The sequence below is a fragment of the Chitinophagales bacterium genome (assembly GCA_041392475.1).
GTDB lineage: Bacteria > Bacteroidota > Bacteroidia > Chitinophagales > UBA2359 > JAUHXA01.
Map to the genome: position 1 here is coordinate 649,065 of JAWKLZ010000001.1, position 17,577 is coordinate 666,641.

The window sequence follows — 17,577 nt, forward strand, 5'->3', positions numbered from 1 at the left end:
AAAAAGCAGGAATATTGATTCCTGCTTTTTTATTGATACCTATATAAGTTTTTAGTTAAAATGAAACGAAAAATTACATTCCTTTTAATGCTATTGTCTTCAATGATTTTTATGCTCTCTTTTATGCCCTATACTTCAATAGGAGAAACTCCCAAAGAAAAAGCAGACGAAATAGACCAAAAAGTTGCTGACTTGTTGTCTAAAATGTCTTTGAAAGACAAAGTAGGAGAAATGACGCAATTGGCACTTGATATGATTTCAGTTGGAGAACCTCACAATACAAAAGAACCTCATCAGTTAGACCCAGCCAAATTGAAGAAAGTGTTTAGAGATTTGAGAGTGGGTTCTATTATGAATGTGTCAGGACATGCTTATACAAGGGAGCATTGGCGTGATATCATGACCAACATTCAAGAGATAGCCATGAAAGAAAAAGGTATTCCCGTTCTGTATGGTATTGATGCGATTCATGGAACGAATTATACAGTCGATGCCACGCTTTTTCCCCAACAAATTACCTTAGCTGCAAGTTGGAATCCAAGTTTGGCTTTTTCATTAGGATCAATAACTGCCTATGAAACAAGGGCCTCATGTATTCCTTGGACATTTTCACCTGTATTTGATTTGGGACGAGATGTTCGTTGGTCTCGTTTATGGGAAACTTTTGGAGAGGATGTATTTTTGGTGAAAAAAATGGGCGTTTCGATGGTAAAAGGGTATCAAGGTGATGACTTGAACAATCCTTATCATGTAGCTGCATGTATGAAGCATTTTTTGGGATACAGCACACCGTGGACAGGCAAAGACCGTACGCCTGCCTACATTCCCGAACGCCAATTGAAGGAGTATTTTGTACCTACTTTTCAGGCTGCCATAGATGCAGGTGCCGCAACGATTATGATCAGTTCTGGCGAAATGAATGGTATTCCCGTTCATGCCAACCCTAAGATTCTGAAAGATTTACTTCGAGATGAAATGGGTTTTGAAGGATTGGCAGTATCGGATTGGGAGGATATTTTGTTGTTGGTCAGTCGTCATCGAGTTGCCAAAGACCACAAAGAAGCCATAAAAATGGCGGTTAATGCAGGTATTGATATGAGCATGGTGCCAATGAATACAGAGTTTCCTGTTTTATTGAAGGAATTAGTTGAAGAAGGAGAAGTACCGATGGAGCGCATTGACGAGGCGGTAAGTCGCATTTTGAAGCTAAAATTTCAATTGGGTTTGTTTGAAAATCCTTTTTACAATGCGGATAAATATCCCGATTTTGGATCCGAAAAACATGCTACTGCCAGCTTCAATACAGCGTTGGAATGTTTGACATTGCTGAAAAACAACGACAATATTTTACCTCTATCCAAAACTGGAAAGGTGTTGGTGACAGGGCCTACTGCCAATTCTATTAATGCCTTAAATGGCGGATGGACAGGTACTTGGCAAGGAAGAAATGAGCAATACAACACCAAAGGCAAACAGACTATATTGGAAGCAATACAGGCCAAATTAGGCAAAGAACAAGTAACCTTTGTGGAAGGTGCAAGCGAATTGGAGGCGGTAAATATTCAGGAAGCGGTAGAGGCTGCAAAAAAAGCTGAAGTGGCGATTGTTTGTTTAGGAGAAATGCCTTATACCGAAAAACCTGGGGATAGGGACGATTTGTACATACCTGATGCACAACGGGCATTGGTGGAAGCGATTGTCGAAACGGGTACTCCGATTGTATTGGTATTGGCGGAAGGTCGTCCACGGTTGGTGAGCAAATTTGAAGAAAAAGTAGCAGGAGTGTTGTTGGCATATCTTCCTGGCAATGAAGGGGGGCGAGCGATTGCGGAAGTGCTATTTGGTGACTACAATCCCAATGGTAAATTACCTTACACTTATCCAAGGTTTCCTCATTCTATTTTGACCTACGACCACAAAGGTACAGACCAAATCAAAACCGATTTCAGCTATAATGCCTTCAATCCACAATGGGAATTTGGGCATGGATTGAGCTACACAACTTTTGAATACAGTGATTTGAATTTGAGTAGCAAGCAATTGGATGCAAAGGGAAATTTGAATGTTTCAGTAGTAGTGAAAAACACAGGTAAAATGGATGGTAAAGAGGTAGTGCAACTCTACATTACCGACAAAGTGGCAACAGTTACTCCTTCGGTGAAAAGATTGCGGGGTTTTGAAAAGGTGGACTTGAAGGCAGGTGAAAGCAAAACAGTGGAATTTTCGATTCGTGCTTCAAATTTAGCATTTGTAGGGATTGATAATCAATGGGTGACGGAAGAAGGGGAGTTTGAGGTGAATGTTGGGGGATTGAAGGGAGAGTTTGAGTATTAGACTTTGGACGAGGGAGCAGAGATGCGAGAAGTGAGATATTAATCAATTGATAATGAATAATTTACGATTAAATGGTAAGAATAAGCAAATAATTGATTATCAAACATTTACAACTTGTTTCCCGCTTCTCACTTCTTTCGTCCAAAGTCCAATTGAGTATGTTAAAGGGTTTTAATTGTTGAATTTTGGAGATTCTGATTTTTTAATATGAAAAAAAACGAAAAAACATATGCATTTGATGTTTTTCTCTCTTTTGCAAATGAAGACAGAGATTTTGCTCGGCAATTGTATGAGCATTTGAAACAGGCAGGGTTGAAAGTTTGGGGTTCTTTTGAGCAACTTCGAGATAGACAGACTTCTTTAATGTGGGAAATCAACAAAGGAGTTGTCAATAGTCAGTTTGCAGTGGCATTGGTAAGCGAACCTTATTTGACCAAAAAATGGACAATAACAGAAGCATCTGCTTTTTTTGCATTGGCAGAATTGGATAAGCCTAAAATTATACCTATTTGGCATCAAATTACTTATGAAGAAATATTGAAAATTTTCCCTCTCGTTTTTGCCGATAAGTTTGCTGCAATCGAGTCAAAAAATAGGGATATGACCCAAATTGCGAATCATGTTTTAAAGATGGTTCAGAATATGCAAAACCTTCTCCCAAATACCGAGGCAACCAAACATCTTTTCAACAAAATTTGGTATGCACCAAAAGAATATGGATTTTTTGCTTACCGAAATTCTTTTGTTGGAGAATTGCGATTGAGCGAAAGAGGTATTGCTTATGGTGGAGATAAAAAAGAATGGTTTCAAAAAAAGACCCAAAATATATATATTCAGGCAGATACGATTGAAGAAATTGAACACACTAATATGTCAGGTGATGTAGCTAAAAATTGGGTAAAAGTCACCTACAATCGAGGGCAAACGGCTTGGTTTCAAGACAAAAGCGATTATTTAGCTTCTGCACATGGCATAGGAAATTTGTTTGGAGGTAGTCAAAATCTCTATGGAGTGCTTCGATTATTGTATTCCCAATCTCCTTCAATTTGAACTTGTTTTGGGTTTACTCCATCACCAAATCATTCAAACTGAACGTACCAACATTGGTGATTTTGATGTAATTGGTTTCGTATTTCTCAAAATATTTGGCAATGCGCCAATCCACATATTGTTCAAGGGTTTCTGTGTCCTTCAATGAAACCGTTTTGTTGTGCATTTCCTCCAATTTTTTGTAATCTGTTCGCCTTTCCAAAACTTCCCTCCCTGCAATTGGGTCGCCCGCAGTGGTCATACCACAAAAAGTGCCTATCAATGCCTTGGCATTCAAACATTCACCAATTTTGTAGGTGACGTAGTACATTTTGTTTGTACCCGAATCCAAAGCACAAAACAAACAACTTCCCTTCAATAATAATTCACCCTTGTAGGTATTGGACGGCCCTCGCATAATCATCCACATTTTGCCATCAGCTTCATAGATTTCGATGGGAGATATCAATACATCATTTCTGCCCGAATTGCAGCGAAGGTAGCTGTACCATAGTCCTTTGCAAGCCCATAGTATAGGCGAAAGTTCGCTTGATGGGGGAAACATTTTTTTTTCAAAATCATGTAAATCAATATATCCTAAATATTTAGCAATGGCATCAAAATGTGCTTTGCTGCCTACAATAGAGCCTTTGTTTATTTTTTTAGATTTTTCGATTATTTTATACTTCTCGTTTAAGTATTTCTGACTAATAGTAATTCCCAAATGTTCTCCAACTGCGTCCATTATTTTATCACTAAAAACATGAAAACTGCTGGCATTCAATGGCAAATCTTCTTTTTCTGCCATCTTATCAAACAATAAATCAATGGTATTTAATCGAAAACTCATTCTGAAATAATTTTTTTGAAGGTATTGAAGACAATCGTTTTTCCAAATTTACTTTTTCTTCTGAAAAAAAGTTGAAATTAAAGTCATTTTATTGGAAATCATCGGTACTTCATTGTTCGCCAGCCTCCTACTTTTCCCCATATATTTGCAGCAGTTAATGATTAGAAAATAAACTGCTATTCAGTCTTTTAGCCGCGGATAATGCTGCAATAGCGTGCTTTTGTATTTGCCCTACTCACCCTTCAATGGAAGGATAGGGGCGGGGTTATTTTTCATTTTTTAAATACATACAAACATGAATGCACGCAATTTAATTGCCAGATGTTTCGGAATGAAAACATCTGTTAGCCAATCGTCTGTCCGCTTCAAAGACCCTGATACCATTTCTCCATTTTTTGTTTTCGCTGACAATGTACTTAGCACAAACCAATCGTCGAAACTCAAAGGCGGTACAGGAGGAGTCGGGGGGCCAAGTGAAAATGACATTGAAGTAGAAGAATTGATTTAATAAGATTGATGTAAAACATGAATCTATAGCCAACAATCTATTGCAATATAATGTGTAAAGGCTGTTGGCTTTTTCAATGAAATATTATTGAGATTTGTTACTTGCTTCTTCTAATTTTTCTAACAACCAATTTCGGTGAAGGAGTTTTTTCTTTTCTTCGATTTCTTTCTTCAACTTTTTATAGACGGGTTCTTCTAAGTTTTTGGTTTTCAATTGAATGAATTGTTTTATAATGATGGCAAATTCCTTAAAATGTTCTTTGGTATGTGACTTTAAAGACTTTCTTCGAGCATAATTATAGAGCGATTTTCTTTTAAATTCTAATCTTTCAGAGTTATTTTTTAGTTCATAAAGAGAACGAATGCACAAAACATAGCCTCTCAGAGAGTAATAAGGATTCTTAGGGTCGCTGGTTAGTTTATCCGCAATATCTTCGGCTTCTGCCCACTTTTTTTGTTGAAAAAGCAAACTTCCTGTTGCGAAATTATAGGCATTTTCGGCATATTGATGTGGGTAGATGCGTTTTTTACATTTACGAATAAATTTATCTGCCCATTGTAGGTAAATTGTTTTTTGAGCTTCATTTGCAGCCGACAGTTCAAACGCATTCAAAACAGCGTTTTGATAGTTGAGGTATTGAATTTCATTTTTGCGGTTGGTCAATAAATTTTCGCTATCTAATTTTTTGTAGTAATCAAACAATTCTTGTCTATATAGAAAAATTCCTTTATTGATTTGTTGGGTATAAAGATTGATAATCGTTTGCCGAACATTGCTTTTGTCCCTTTCTTCCATAGCATCTCCATAAGCAAAGAACAACTCTCTTAATTCTGCAATATTGGCAAAAGTTTTTTCTTCTATCGTTTTTAACATCTGCAAATAAACCTGCAAAAGGGGAGGAGTTGAAGCTGCATTTAGTTCAAATTGTGTCATATAATCAGCCAGGTATTTTTTGAATAAGGTAAAACCCTGAAGCTCGTTTTTTTCTTTTACTTTGCTCAATAGAATACAATACTGCTTCAGTTTTCCGATTAAATAGCTGTAATCCAAGTCAGTTGTCATCTCTTGAAGGTGAGAGATCCTATCAAACTTGCGGTCGGTTTTGCCATAAAAAATATCTACTTCTTTCTTCCAAAGATAGTTTTCAAAATACTCAGTCTCATTTTTTACTGCTTTTTTAGAAGCTCGTTTTACCAATTTATCATGAAAACGCTTGAATATTTTGGGTAGTGCAAGCTGAGAATGAATTCGCAAGTTATTGAACAAATAAGAGCTTGTGGATTCATAGTAGGAATAAGCCAAAAAGCGTTTTGCTTGCGTATTTAATTCGTATAACAAATTGGTAAGGTAATTAGTGTTCAAAGTATCTTTTTGCTTCAATACGTTCCATAGTTGGTTGTCATTTGGAAATGTATTTTCTTTTTCTGCATAATGATTTTTTATAACCAAATATATGTCAATTACTTGAGCTTGAGATTTGACATCGAAAAATGGAGAACGCAAGAAATCTTCAAATTTGTTCCATTCTTTTTCTTCAAAAGAATCTAAAATAGACATCAAGGGCTGGTTTTGCATAAAGGGGTTTTGTGGATAAATATACAGCCATTTGGTGAAAATGATAAATCATTTTTTTTGTCCAAAAGTCAAATTTTATATTTAATTGAAAATAATAAATGTATATATTGATATTTCAATAAATTGTCAAGAATTGCAGCTATAAACCCAGATATTTTGCCAAAAAATGGAGCAGAATAGTTTGGAACCATGCCATAAGCGTGTCTGTTAAAGCCATTAAACGGAACTAAAGTTTTTAACCTAAAAAATGCAATAGTTTTTCTCATAGTAATTCAATCATCGGGTGGACTAACCATTCATTCGATGATTTACAAAAATCTTAACTAATCTTTTATTTTTAATTTATTCATTCTATGAACCAATTACAAGAAATAACACAATACTATTTTTTTGACGGAAATTCTAAAGTAGGACCTTTATCATTTGAGGAATTATCCAATAAACCCATTTTTAAAGATACCCCAGTATGGAGAGCAGGTTTAGCTGATTGGATAAATGCAGGAGACCTTCCCGAATTGATAGATATAATAAAGACTTCTCCTCCGCCAGTTCCTGTTGAAGAATCGGTAATAGAAGAAGAAAATAATAAACCAAGATACGATTATAGTGAGGTAGAGGATAAAGCAGGTGTAAACTACAAAACTGCAATGATTCTAACAGGAATATTATTAGTATTAAACATCATTTTATTGGATGTTGCTCTTTCATCTGTGGGAATGCTTGGTGTTACAGGGCTTGCTATTGCTTCCTGGTGGTATTTTAAACAGTATTTTGATTCACAAAAAGACACCATCACAGGTAATTTCATAATGGTTATTATGGGAGCACATGCTTTATTTGGCTTTGCTTACTTCTACATCTCTATTGTGCCTTGGGGAGACTTAATGGATTGTTCTATATTTGATTTGATATTATTATTATTTGGATTTACCATCGGCTGTGTAAATGAATTTGCTAGTCACATTGGATTCATTATGTTTTTAGTAATGGTAGCAGCAGTTGCTAATTTCATAGCTGGATTTAGAATATTGATGGTTAATAGACGCTATCCTTTTCCCTTAAAACGCATTGCAGTTAGCTGCATGTTTTTATTACCCTTTTTGTTTTGTAATTATTTTTCAGAAGGAATACTTGGAAGTGATTCAGGAATTTTTCTAAGGACTATTTTAAGTTTACCCTATATATTGTTATTTCATCATTTCTACAGAGCAGATGTCGATGATAAAACACCTTGAATTAAGGTAATCCATAATTCTGCAATCCAATCCATAATCTTAATCTGACCCTAAAAAACACAAACCAAACATGTGTAAACCAAAATCAAAACTTTGGCCAGGATGGGGACCGATTATCGGTGCCCTTATCACTGCCTCCGTTGCCATAGCTATTTTCATTCTTCAAAAAGAAAACACTTTTCCCTACACCATTCAAATTCACAACCAAATCAATCAAGAGACATTGCAAAATGTAACGGTTGTGATTGAAGTAGAGGGCAAAACTTATACGCAAACCACCGATTCAGACGGCGAAGTTACCACCTGTTTCGGAGCAACTCGCCAAGGATGCCTACAAAGACACCCAATTTCAAGGAGTTGAAAATGTGCCGATTCTGATTGAAGTGAAGGTATTTGGAAAATTGGGTTGTCGGATAGAAATACTCAATCCAGATGAAGAAATTTTGAAGAAAAAAGGAGGTGTATGGGTATCTGACCAATTTGAACAAATTCCTTTTACACCTTTAAAAACAGCTACTTATACGGTTCGGGTTTGGGGTACAAACAAGGTTGGGAACTATCTACTACATATCTCCTATATTGATGATGAAGAACAAGAACCTAACAAGGTGATTGCATTGGAGGACAATGCAGAGAAATACTTCAATAGAATTGGAGAAGGAGCGTACGACGATTACACCTTTGAAGGATATGTGAATACACCTGTGATTTTACAAACGAGAACGGAAGACAGGTTGGGCTATCTTGTTTTGATATTGAACAGCGATGAAGAAGTATTGTGGAAAAGTGGAGTGAATTGGGCTGCTGAGACATTTGACGAAAATCCATTTACGCCTACGGAAGATGCAACTTACACCTTGCGAATAGAAGGAAGAAGCAATTTGGGTAGTTACGCAGTCAAATACTATACCTTCGATAAGCCTGATCTTCAAGTGATAGAAATGGGAAAACGCTATGAGCAGACTTTAGCCGAAGGAGCTATGATGATTATCAATTGGAGGGAACTGCCAATACTCCTTTGATGATTAAGACAATGGGAAAAGGCGAAAAATACAATTTGGGCTATAGACTGCAAATTTTGGATGCTGCTGGCGAACAACTGCAACGAGGCGGAACTCATTGAGATTCTACTCAATTCGAAGAAATGCTATTTACACCTCAAACTGATGGTAATTATACGATTCGGGTGACTGGAACGAATAAGTTTGGGGAGTATGTTTTGTTGGCGGAGGAGGTTTATGGGAATTGATTTAGTGATAATTATTTGAATATTTAGTAATTATAAAATAATTAATATATATGGATATGAAAAAAGAAGACTGGAAATTGATTAATTCTGCTATGAAGCTTTCAAATGCCGTCAGTGGCTTTGCAGATAACCAACTATCTGAGAAATTAGCAGGAATCGTTAAGTTACATTCTGCACTCGCAGTAGCAAGTGGCTTCATACCAATTACAGGGGCAGATATAGCTGCTGCTGCTACTAACATTTGGACGATGTATATTAGGATAAACAATGAAGTTGGCATTCCATTTAAGGAGAATATAATAAAAAGTATAGGTTCTGCTGTTGCTACAAACTTAGGGGCAGCAGTGGCAGCTCTTTAATTTTAGGTACTTTTTTCAAGTTCGTTCCTATTGTAGGTACAGTAGGCGGAGGCGCAGTAGTTGCAGCAACAATATATTCAGTGACTGTTGTTTCTGGGATTATATACATGAATGCACTTGCTATGTTAAAAGATTTTGATAAATCGGAGGAAACAGAGGAAGAATTGAAGAATAATGTTAATGAAATATTGAAAGATAAATCTTTGATTAAGGATATGTTGAAAGATGCTAAAGAGGATTATAAATCTTCAAAAGATGATGAGGATAATGATGAAGATGAAAGAGATAGAAGATAGATAATGAATTGCAAAAAATATAAAATATTGGAAAATGAAAAAACTATTTATTATACTTCTTCTTTGGCTACCAATGTCTTTAACGTTTGCTCAAATAGAATTTCCAAAAATTTTTAACAAAGGTGATGGCATTAAACTACCTAAAATCAAGACTGCTCAAAAATCCTTTAGTGAAGTACTCCAAAAATTTGACAAAAAAGACCTATCTCTACGAATTTTGATGATGCCATTTATGAAGTTGAATTATTAAGCAATTTTGAGCCTTTGGAGTCGGAATACCGCCCTCTTGATATTCAACCATCTACTGAAGATGGAGGATTTCGTCTGACAAGTGGAGTTTATACGATGACTGCTCGTAGTTTTTGCTTGCGTGCAGGTGCCTGCAGGCACAAGTAGAGGAGATGGTCATTTATATGCTCCACTCAAAGGAAAACAAGCTGACTTTGTGCAAGAAATACTTGGACGATATGCAAAACACCCCGAAATAAAACAACAAAACATTCAAGTGTTATTGTGGGCGATTGTAGCAGGCGCAGATATGAATACCATGGATGCTAAATATATGGAAACATTGAGTAAGTTGTTTACTCCTTCAGAATTGTTAAAGTACAAAGGGAAAGATTGGTTGAATGGAATGTTTGGTAAAGAACTGGATAAATTGAAGCAACAACTAACGGGAAAAATAGCTCCCCAACTCCAAAAAATAATTGAGGCAGATGCTAAAATAAGAACGACCCTTACACAAAATAAAACCTATCAAGAAATAGAATCCATCGCTATCCTTGCAGGAGTCGCTCCCGCAGAAGATATGATTAGAGAGGTGTCTAAAGGTAGGTGGTCGTATCATCCAAATGGTTTTTTGTAAGGTATTTCCCAAGAGGCTACAAAGAAGCCAGAATAGATGTATATGTTCCTTTTGAAGGGAGTGTAAGCTTAAATTCTCGCACTTCAGGGTAGTGTGAAACCAATAAATGACAATACGGATAATATCAAAGAAGTAGTATTCAATCCAAGTGCTACAATCGCCACTCCTGCCAATAGGTCGGGACAAAGGATAGGGATTTCTCCTGTACCTGTAAAACCTTGTGGTGATTTAGCTCGTAATTCCAATATTGATTCCTCAATATCTTGGAAAGATAAGGCAAGAAGATATTTGCAATCTTTTCCCAATTCTACTATAAAGAATCAATCCATTACTTGCTCTTATGCTCAAATATATTTACAAAACCCTGAAAAATTTAAGTGGGCAGGGTTAGCAGCTATTGTTTCGGGGAAAGTAGGAGAGAGTCAAGACGACTTTGATTTTGGAACTGATTTGAAAGATGATGTATTTAAAGGAAATAGAAGCGTATATGAAGATTTATTCTGGCAACATTTGGCTTTTCAAGAGAACGGAATAGCTGAAATCGAAAAGTTATATTGTGCTGGTCAAATTAGCAAGGAAGCTTATTATGGTTGGGCTAAAATCGAACAAGGTGATGTTTGGGAAGGAAATAAAGATTTGCTCTTTTATGAGCAAAGTCAAATATTACAACCTATTATGTATAGTCCTTATTCGAGTATTTGGTGGACACTTGATTCTGATCTTATAACATTTTTTAAAGGAAATCTTTTAACATCACCAGTACCAGGTGACAATCAAGAATTTCCAGGCGACAATATTGCTAATTTTGAGGAAAGATGGAAATGGATAGAAACACACATTTTGCCTGAATGGAAAAAATTTGAAGAAAACCCTAACAATCAATCTGTACTAATGAAATCATTGAAAGAAGCGTGTCCTTCATGTTGTAACTAAAAAATAAATATTTATTTTTTACAATTGTCTATTCCACCCTTTGTGATGCACTTTATTCTCGGAAAATCCAGAAAAATGACCGTATCAGCTTTGGTCAATCTCAGTTCCAAAGTGCTGGAATAATTGCCATCCATGATCCACGTTTCACCTTCCATCAACTGTCTGACCTTTTGTTCCCATTCAGACTTAGTAGATTCGACCCAATTCGCACACCAATAGTATTCATCCAAGTGAATAAGAGGAATTTGTAGTATTTTTTGAAGTTGAAGCGATAAGGTAGATTTGCCCGAGCCGCCACTCCCAATAACAAGTATTTTTTTCACCGTCTTTTACTTAAAACTTGCCCATCAACTGATTCCAAAACTCAATTGCAGTTTCATACCTAAAAGCAATGATAAACAAGACTCCAAACAATGCACCGTAAAAGTGGGCATCGTGACCAATATTGTCCCTGCCTTGTTTAGCAGCCCAATAAGAATACGCCAAGTATGCAATGCCCAACACAATGGCAGGCATAGGAATAGGAATGGGAAAAATAATAAGACTCATCCACGGGTCAAAGACTATGGCGACAAACAAGACGGCTGATACTGCACCCGATGCACCCAATGCCCGATAAGCAGGATTTTCTCGGTGGTTCATAAAAGAAACCGAACTCGCAGCTACCATTCCGCCAAAATATAGCAGCAAATACAGCGTTATCCCCATTCCACCGAAGTATTCACCAAAACGTGATTCAACCATTCCTCCAAATAGATACAAAGCCCACATATTGAAGAGCAAGTGCATCCAATCGGCATGAACAAAACCCGAACTGATGAAGCGGTAATAGTTGTTATTTCGCACCATATCGTAGGGGTACAAGAGCAACTTTTGCTTCAATACGGGGTCATTGAAGCAAAGAAAAGAAACAATACCTGTGAGGCCAATAATAAAAAGGGTCAGCATAAAATTTGTTTTTACTGCAAATAACACGAATTTCGCCAAATATTTCTATTTAAAAATTCTTTTGCAAATGAATAAGTTCCATATAGGGTGTTTTTTAGCAATTATCTTGCTTTTTACGAGCATCAATAAGACAGATGCCCAAACCATATTGTTTGGGCCTGGCAAAAAAGGAGGCATGAAAACGAACAGTGACGGTATTAACATGAGACAGATGGGCGGTATAAAAAAGAGTGATGGAATGAGTCAAAAGTTTTCTTCTTTTGAAGAATACAAAGATTATTTCTTCAAAACTTATTGGTCACTCAATCCCGAATACGCTGCCTATTTAGGATTGTCTGATTATGACACACAAATGACTATTTTGGGTCAAAGCGAGAGGGAAAGCAGTGAAAAAACCTACCTGCAATTATTGAAAGAACTACAAGCATTGGAGGGAATTCGACAATTTTCGAATGAGGACAAAACAGATTATGCTTTGATCAAGAATGAATTGGAGTCCGCTTTGTGGTATAGTCAAACGTTTCGCAGCTTTGAATGGAATCCTTCTGTTTACAACATTGGAGGAAGCTTTGATCGTTTGGTTAGTGACGATGAAATCTCTGCATCGAAAAGAATCGCAAAACTCTATGAAAAAATGCAGCATGTACCCGCCTACTACAAAGCTGCTATCACAAATATCAAAGATCCTACTTTAGAACACACACAATTGGCAGTCTATCGAATAGGAGGTACTTTGGATGTCTTCAATACCAAAATTAAGAACTTGGCGAAAGAAGCCAAACCAGAAGATTGGGAGAAAATATCTAAGGAAAACTTTTACCAACGTCTGGAGGAAGCAATTACTTCAATTGAGATGTTTGACTCATATTTGAACAAAAAACTACTGCCTGCTTTAGAGAATTTTCCAGATGTTCGTAGTTTCAGAATTGGGAAAGAACTGTATGACGAAAAATTCAAATTCGACATTCAATCGGGCTATTCTGCGAGTGAGTTGTACGATATTGCAGTGAAAGAAAAAGTGGCGATTCACCAAAAAATGTTTGGGATTGCAGACAAGTTGTGGTCAAAGTATTTTCCTTCCACAAATGCGCCAGAGGATAAATTGATGAAGGTCGAAATGTTGATTGATATAATTTCGCAAAAGCACGTCAAACGTGGTGAATTTATAACGTCTATCGAAAAACAACTGCCTGAATTGGTTGATTTTGTAAAGAAAAAAGATTTGCTTTACCTTGACCCTTCAAAACCATTGGAGGTGAGAGCAACACCCGAATATATGCGAGGCACAGCAGGAGCTTCGATTTCTGCCCCAGGACCTTTTGATAAAGATGCGGCGACTTACTACAATGTAACTCCTCTCGACCACTATACCGATGAGCAAGCCGAAAGTTATTTGAAGGAATACAACTACTATATGCTGCAAATCTTGAACATACATGAAGCAATTCCAGGACATTATGCACAGTTGGTTTATGCGAATCAGTCGCCTAGTTTGGTGAAAAGTATTTTTGGTAATGGGGCAATGATTGAAGGTTGGGCTTGTTATGCCGAGCGAATGATGTTGGAAGAAGGTTATGGTGATAATGCACCTGAAATGTGGTTGATGTACTACAAATGGAATTTGCGGATAGTCTGCAATACGATTTTGGATTATTCGGTGCATGTGTTGGAAATGAGTCAGGAAGATGCAATGGAATTGTTGATTCACGAGGCATTTCAAGAACAAACGGAAGCTGAGGAAAAATGGAGAAGAGCGCAGTTGAGTCAAGTGCAACTTTGCAGCTATTTTGCAGGTTTGACCGAGATTTACAATTTTCGAGAGGAAAAGAAAAAAGAACTGGGAGCAGACTTCAATTTAAAAGCATTTCATGAGCAGTTTTTGAGTTTTGGAAGCGCACCTGTGAAGGAGATTCGTAAGTTGATGGCTAACGAAAAAATACGAACAGAAGACGATGGGCGATAGACGGCGGGTGTCAGAAAATGTAAAATAATAGGAAAATGAAGCAACGAAAAAAACAAGATTTTCCGACTAAAGTATGTGTGGTTTGTGGACGGTCTTTCAGTTGGCGCAAAAAATGGGCGAAAGATTGGGAGGAGGTGAAATATTGCAGCAAGGGGTGTAGCTCCAAAAAAAATGATACTAATCGAATTAAAATCAATGAATAAACAGGATTTACTAAAGTTATTGCTATTTGTGTTGTGGACTCCAATGATGGTAGCATGTTTGAAAAAAGGGAGTGACGATCCTCTTTTGAGTTTCCGAACACGTACCGACCGTTTGGCGGGAGAATGGAAATTAAAAAAATTTACATTGGACGAACGAAATGTGGTTCAGACGAGCATCAACTTTAACAATACGGCCTGTGACTCGCTGGGTATAGCAGGAACAGAAACGAAAAATCAAACGGTGAACAACGAGTTTGAAGGTCAGCAGTTGAATAGCATTGTTAGCAATACAACAGCAGGAGTAGGTGAAACGTTTTTGTATGATATTGACATTCATTATACATTGGATATTGATAAAAAAGGAACATATAAATGTGATGGAACTTATAGCTATTTCGACAATGGTTCGCAGCAACAGATTGATGGTGGATTCAGTGTGAAAGACAATACATGGTATTGGCGAAATGACAATCAAGAAAAATCGGCGGTAACATTTGTCAATTTTCCATTGATTGATGTGACCGCCATTGCTTCAACGAGTGCACCTATTAGTTACAATGACCGCACTTTCAATTTGTTGAGATTGGCACATCAGGAGTTGGTGATAGAATATGCATCTTTGATTCAAGACACGATTCGACAAATATCCAACCCTGTGGTTGATACAACGATTGGGACTTGTATTCGCCGAACGACTACGATTACGAATGTGGAAGAGGATGCACAATGGGAGTTTGTGCAATAGATTTTTACACACTATCCTTCCTCCTCAATGCCCACACAATACCCAAAAATACCACTAAATTTAATACCGTAATGGCCCACAAATTGGAACTCAATTCGGGAGCTAATTCAAGCGTATTGGGTAAATTTAGAAATTCAACAGCATCAACTGTTCGATATACCAATGAATCGGGCTGAGTAGGCAATGCCATATAAGAGCGAATGGAGTCTTGGACGTAGGCGAAACTTTCTGTCCCCCAACGAGATAGCATGGTATAACTCGCAAACTCTACGGCACTTTTTGAAGGAATCGTTGCCATCACACCGCCCAGCATGATTTGTGGAATCAAAACAATCGGAATAATAGTCATGACTTTTTCGGTATTGTTGACCAATGCAGACACCAACAAACCCAGCAAAGTGGCTGAAAAACAGAGGTAGAGCATCAAAAATACATTGTCCCAATAAGCCGTAAACGTCAATGCGTCTGTCCCAACGAGGTAATAAATAATGGCTACGAAAATCAAGACTTGAATCGCTGAGAAAAAAGTCAAAACGACTATTTTGGAGAAAATGTAAGGAAGTGTGCGGAGGTTGAACATTCGCTCACGCCGATAAATCGGGAGTTCACCTACGATTTCTTTGGCTGAGTTGTTCGTTCCAAACCATATTGCAGAAACGGACATCAGAAAAAGTACACTCAGTTCTACTTCTTCAAAAATCAAGGCAATCAGTCCTGCAATGATGGGAGCTTGTGCTAAGAGAATCAGTGTATTGGCTGCATCACTTGTTTTGATATTGAAGTAGCGGACGGTCAGCCAAAAAAATTGACTAAGCATCGAAGCATCCTGCCTCCTTTCAATTTCTTGGTTGGCTGTTTGTCCAAGATCCGTTTCTTGATGGGTTTGTTTCCATTTTTCTGCCCACAAATGCCCTTGTTCGACCGTTCCATTTTTGGAATAGACTTCAATCACATTTTTGGCATTGAAGAAAGAGAGGTAGTTTTCTTTTCCGCCATAGTAAGTCATGTAACCACCTTTTGACAAGAAAATCACTTTGTCCACATAGTACAAGTCGTTGGGTTTGTGTGTCACCATCATCACCGTTGTTCCTTTTTTGGTGAGGTCTTTGACACATAGTAAAAAGTCTTCAATGGTTTCTGGGTCAAGGGGAGAAGTAGGTTCGTCTAAAAATAATATGGACGGATCGGTTAGCAATTCTACTGCAATAGACACTCTTTTTCGCTGACCACCAGATAAGTCACCTACTTTTCGCTTTCTGATTTCGGGGTCATTGATGTTGAGGTTGGTCAATACATCATTGATTTTTTCCCAAATATCTTCCTTGCTCACATCGGAAGACAAGCGCAATTTTGCGGCATAGTACAAGGAATTTTCGACAGAGAGTTCTTTGTGAACAATGTCATCTTGAGGCACATATCCGATGAGTCGCTTGAGGTAATCGTAGTTTCCATACAGTTCCATATCGTGAATAAAGACTCTTCCTTCTGAAGCTGGAAAATCTCCATTCAAAGCCCTAAGCAGGGTAGATTTGCCGCAACCTGAAGGCCCCATGACTGCCACAAAATCTTGTGCATCTACTTGAAAACTAATGTCTCGCAAAATGGTAATTTTACCTCGATTGACAGTTTTCGTAACGCCTTCTACAATGATGGCCTTATGTTTACGAATATCTTCGGCAGGTTTGCCCAATCTAAATTTATAAGCTCCAATGTTGATGTCATCGGCTTTAGAAATACTTATTTCAATTTGAGGTTTGATACGAGCGCCATTGACAAAAGTGCCATTTTTTGATCCCAAATCTTTGATAATGTAGGAGTCTTCAGATTTTTTGAGAATGACAGCGTGTTTTCGAGTAACAGTTAATTGATCCAACTGAATGTCACATTCTTTGGAGCGGCCAATGACTATCTCGGGTTTGAATCGAAGCATGGAAGCTAAGTCGCCTGTGCTATTTGGGTCGAGTACATTGATGATGTCGGAGGCTAGGTATTCTCTATTTTTATGGGAAGAAGTGCTTTTGGGGTCATTATCAACTTGTTCGGTGTAGCTTGGTTCTTCTATCATTTCGTTGGGACTCAGCATTTCAATAGCAATTTTATAAACGCTTTTCGATCCCAAGGTAATGACATCACCATCCTTCAATAATTGTGCAGTAATTTGTTCTCCATTGACAAAAGTGCCATTGGTGCTGTCCAAATCTTGAATCCACAATTCAGAGGTTTCTCTTACTTCAATGCGTGCATGATTTCTCGAAATAAATCTTTCCTCAATATCTATGATAGATCCAAATCCTTGTTTGCCAATGGTTATTGGTGCAGATTGATTTTGGCGAACAACCAATCGGCGTTGAATCTTTCCATCTTTGTAGAGTAGTATTCTGGCAAATTTTTTATTCATATAGCAATAATAAGCAATAATAATCTTCAATCAACAATTTTATGCGAAATTTTAAACATTATAGGACTTCTGGGTTTTAAATTTTGC

At 37.3% G+C, this 17,577-nt stretch carries 19 protein-coding genes; 14 read left to right on the forward strand and 5 right to left on the reverse strand.

Annotated elements, in window-relative coordinates; all coding sequences use genetic code 11:
- Nucleotides 1-60 precede the first annotated feature (60 nt).
- Both R3E32_02320 and R3E32_02325 read left to right on the forward strand, forming a co-directional pair.
- A complete protein-coding gene (locus R3E32_02320; GenBank protein ID MEZ4883545.1) occupies nt 61-2,334 on the forward strand; it encodes a glycoside hydrolase family 3 N-terminal domain-containing protein in 2,274 nt (757 codons plus the stop codon).
- A gap of 207 nt (nt 2,335-2,541) precedes the next feature.
- On the forward strand, nt 2,542-3,384 hold the full coding sequence (locus R3E32_02325; GenBank protein ID MEZ4883546.1) for a toll/interleukin-1 receptor domain-containing protein: 843 nt from the start codon (nt 2,542-2,544) through the stop codon (nt 3,382-3,384).
- Between the two features lie 13 nt (nt 3,385-3,397).
- Here the strand turns inward: R3E32_02325 and R3E32_02330 are convergent, their stop codons facing one another.
- Nucleotides 3,398-4,213, reverse strand: a complete 816-nt coding sequence (locus R3E32_02330) for a hypothetical protein (protein MEZ4883547.1) — start codon at nt 4,211-4,213, stop codon at nt 3,398-3,400.
- 295 nt (nt 4,214-4,508) lie between these two features.
- Between R3E32_02330 and R3E32_02335 the strand changes: the two genes are divergently transcribed.
- Nucleotides 4,509-4,721, forward strand: coding sequence for a hypothetical protein (locus R3E32_02335; GenBank protein ID MEZ4883548.1), 213 nt, complete (start codon nt 4,509-4,511; stop codon nt 4,719-4,721).
- Between the two features lie 84 nt (nt 4,722-4,805).
- On the opposite strand, the gene R3E32_02340 is transcribed toward R3E32_02335, so the two are convergent.
- Nucleotides 4,806-6,278 carry a hypothetical protein gene (locus R3E32_02340; GenBank protein MEZ4883549.1) on the reverse strand — a complete coding sequence of 491 codons (1,473 nt, stop codon included), beginning with the start codon at nt 6,276-6,278 and terminating at the stop codon, nt 4,806-4,808.
- 371 nt (nt 6,279-6,649) lie between these two features.
- Between R3E32_02340 and R3E32_02345 the strand changes: the two genes are divergently transcribed.
- From R3E32_02345 to R3E32_02380, 8 genes are all read left to right on the forward strand, one after another.
- Complete coding sequence (locus R3E32_02345) at nt 6,650-7,531, forward strand: DUF4339 domain-containing protein (protein MEZ4883550.1); 882 nt, start codon at nt 6,650-6,652, stop codon at nt 7,529-7,531.
- Between the two features lie 70 nt (nt 7,532-7,601).
- On the forward strand, nt 7,602-7,892 hold the full coding sequence (locus R3E32_02350) for a hypothetical protein (protein MEZ4883551.1): 291 nt from the start codon (nt 7,602-7,604) through the stop codon (nt 7,890-7,892).
- Between the two features lie 4 nt (nt 7,893-7,896).
- Entirely contained in the window at nt 7,897-8,553 is a 657-nt protein-coding gene (locus R3E32_02355; GenBank protein ID MEZ4883552.1) for a hypothetical protein, read from the forward strand.
- Nucleotides 8,554-8,836: 283 nt separating this feature from the next.
- Nucleotides 8,837-9,139 (forward strand): hypothetical protein, encoded by a 303-nt coding sequence (locus tag R3E32_02360; protein ID MEZ4883553.1) that lies wholly within the window; start codon nt 8,837-8,839, stop codon nt 9,137-9,139.
- A gap of 107 nt (nt 9,140-9,246) precedes the next feature.
- Nucleotides 9,247-9,435 carry a hypothetical protein gene (locus tag R3E32_02365; GenBank protein MEZ4883554.1) on the forward strand — a complete coding sequence of 63 codons (189 nt, stop codon included), beginning with the start codon at nt 9,247-9,249 and terminating at the stop codon, nt 9,433-9,435.
- A 34-nt stretch (nt 9,436-9,469) separates the two neighbouring features.
- Complete coding sequence (locus R3E32_02370; protein ID MEZ4883555.1) at nt 9,470-9,685, forward strand: hypothetical protein; 216 nt, start codon at nt 9,470-9,472, stop codon at nt 9,683-9,685.
- A 195-nt stretch (nt 9,686-9,880) separates the two neighbouring features.
- Nucleotides 9,881-10,300 carry a hypothetical protein gene (locus R3E32_02375; GenBank protein ID MEZ4883556.1) on the forward strand — a complete coding sequence of 140 codons (420 nt, stop codon included), beginning with the start codon at nt 9,881-9,883 and terminating at the stop codon, nt 10,298-10,300.
- Nucleotides 10,301-10,393: 93 nt separating this feature from the next.
- Complete coding sequence (locus R3E32_02380) at nt 10,394-11,233, forward strand: hypothetical protein (protein ID MEZ4883557.1); 840 nt, start codon at nt 10,394-10,396, stop codon at nt 11,231-11,233.
- 11 nt (nt 11,234-11,244) lie between these two features.
- On the opposite strand, the gene R3E32_02385 is transcribed toward R3E32_02380, so the two are convergent.
- Together R3E32_02385 and R3E32_02390 are read right to left on the reverse strand one after the other, a co-directional pair.
- Nucleotides 11,245-11,556: a hypothetical protein gene (locus tag R3E32_02385; protein ID MEZ4883558.1), complete on the reverse strand. Its 312-nt coding sequence runs from the start codon at nt 11,554-11,556 to the stop codon at nt 11,245-11,247.
- Nucleotides 11,557-11,566: 10 nt separating this feature from the next.
- Nucleotides 11,567-12,181: a rhomboid family intramembrane serine protease gene (locus R3E32_02390; GenBank protein ID MEZ4883559.1), complete on the reverse strand. Its 615-nt coding sequence runs from the start codon at nt 12,179-12,181 to the stop codon at nt 11,567-11,569.
- Between the two features lie 67 nt (nt 12,182-12,248).
- Between R3E32_02390 and R3E32_02395 the strand changes: the two genes are divergently transcribed.
- Genes R3E32_02395 through R3E32_02405 form a run of 3 tightly spaced genes read left to right on the forward strand, consistent with a single transcriptional unit; the run spans nt 12,249 to nt 15,092 of the window.
- Nucleotides 12,249-14,144 carry a DUF885 domain-containing protein gene (locus R3E32_02395; protein MEZ4883560.1) on the forward strand — a complete coding sequence of 632 codons (1,896 nt, stop codon included), beginning with the start codon at nt 12,249-12,251 and terminating at the stop codon, nt 14,142-14,144.
- Nucleotides 14,145-14,179: 35 nt separating this feature from the next.
- A complete protein-coding gene (locus tag R3E32_02400) occupies nt 14,180-14,347 on the forward strand; it encodes a DUF2256 domain-containing protein (GenBank protein MEZ4883561.1) in 168 nt (55 codons plus the stop codon).
- On the forward strand, nt 14,340-15,092 hold the full coding sequence (locus R3E32_02405; protein ID MEZ4883562.1) for a hypothetical protein: 753 nt from the start codon (nt 14,340-14,342) through the stop codon (nt 15,090-15,092). The genes R3E32_02400 and R3E32_02405 overlap by 8 nt, the downstream gene beginning before the upstream one ends.
- 4 nt (nt 15,093-15,096) lie before the next feature.
- On the opposite strand, the gene R3E32_02410 is transcribed toward R3E32_02405, so the two are convergent.
- A complete protein-coding gene (locus R3E32_02410) occupies nt 15,097-17,490 on the reverse strand; it encodes an FHA domain-containing protein (GenBank protein ID MEZ4883563.1) in 2,394 nt (797 codons plus the stop codon).
- Nucleotides 17,491-17,577: the final 87 nt, after the last annotated feature.

Excerpts from the sequence above, each read along its gene's own strand:
- R3E32_02330 (MEZ4883547.1), bottom strand. The coding sequence starts at position 4,213 with ATGAGTTTTCGATTAAATACCATTGATTTATTGTTTGATAAGATGGCA.
- R3E32_02400 (MEZ4883561.1), top strand. The coding sequence starts at position 14,180 with ATGAAGCAACGAAAAAAACAAGATTTTCCGACTAAAGTATGTGTGGTT.
- R3E32_02365 (MEZ4883554.1), top strand. The coding sequence starts at position 9,247 with ATGAATGCACTTGCTATGTTAAAAGATTTTGATAAATCGGAGGAAACA.
- R3E32_02405 (MEZ4883562.1), top strand. The coding sequence starts at position 14,340 with ATGAATAAACAGGATTTACTAAAGTTATTGCTATTTGTGTTGTGGACT.
- R3E32_02325 (MEZ4883546.1), top strand. The coding sequence starts at position 2,542 with ATGAAAAAAAACGAAAAAACATATGCATTTGATGTTTTTCTCTCTTTT.
- R3E32_02370 (MEZ4883555.1), top strand. The coding sequence starts at position 9,470 with ATGAAAAAACTATTTATTATACTTCTTCTTTGGCTACCAATGTCTTTA.
- R3E32_02390 (MEZ4883559.1), bottom strand. The coding sequence starts at position 12,181 with ATGCTGACCCTTTTTATTATTGGCCTCACAGGTATTGTTTCTTTTCTT.
- R3E32_02335 (MEZ4883548.1), top strand. The coding sequence starts at position 4,509 with ATGAATGCACGCAATTTAATTGCCAGATGTTTCGGAATGAAAACATCT.
- R3E32_02350 (MEZ4883551.1), top strand. The coding sequence starts at position 7,602 with ATGTGTAAACCAAAATCAAAACTTTGGCCAGGATGGGGACCGATTATC.
- R3E32_02320 (MEZ4883545.1), top strand. The coding sequence starts at position 61 with ATGAAACGAAAAATTACATTCCTTTTAATGCTATTGTCTTCAATGATT.
- R3E32_02345 (MEZ4883550.1), top strand. The coding sequence starts at position 6,650 with ATGAACCAATTACAAGAAATAACACAATACTATTTTTTTGACGGAAAT.
- R3E32_02395 (MEZ4883560.1), top strand. The coding sequence starts at position 12,249 with ATGAATAAGTTCCATATAGGGTGTTTTTTAGCAATTATCTTGCTTTTT.
- R3E32_02410 (MEZ4883563.1), bottom strand. The coding sequence starts at position 17,490 with ATGAATAAAAAATTTGCCAGAATACTACTCTACAAAGATGGAAAGATT.
- R3E32_02340 (MEZ4883549.1), bottom strand. The coding sequence starts at position 6,278 with ATGTCTATTTTAGATTCTTTTGAAGAAAAAGAATGGAACAAATTTGAA.
- R3E32_02360 (MEZ4883553.1), top strand. The coding sequence starts at position 8,837 with ATGAAAAAAGAAGACTGGAAATTGATTAATTCTGCTATGAAGCTTTCA.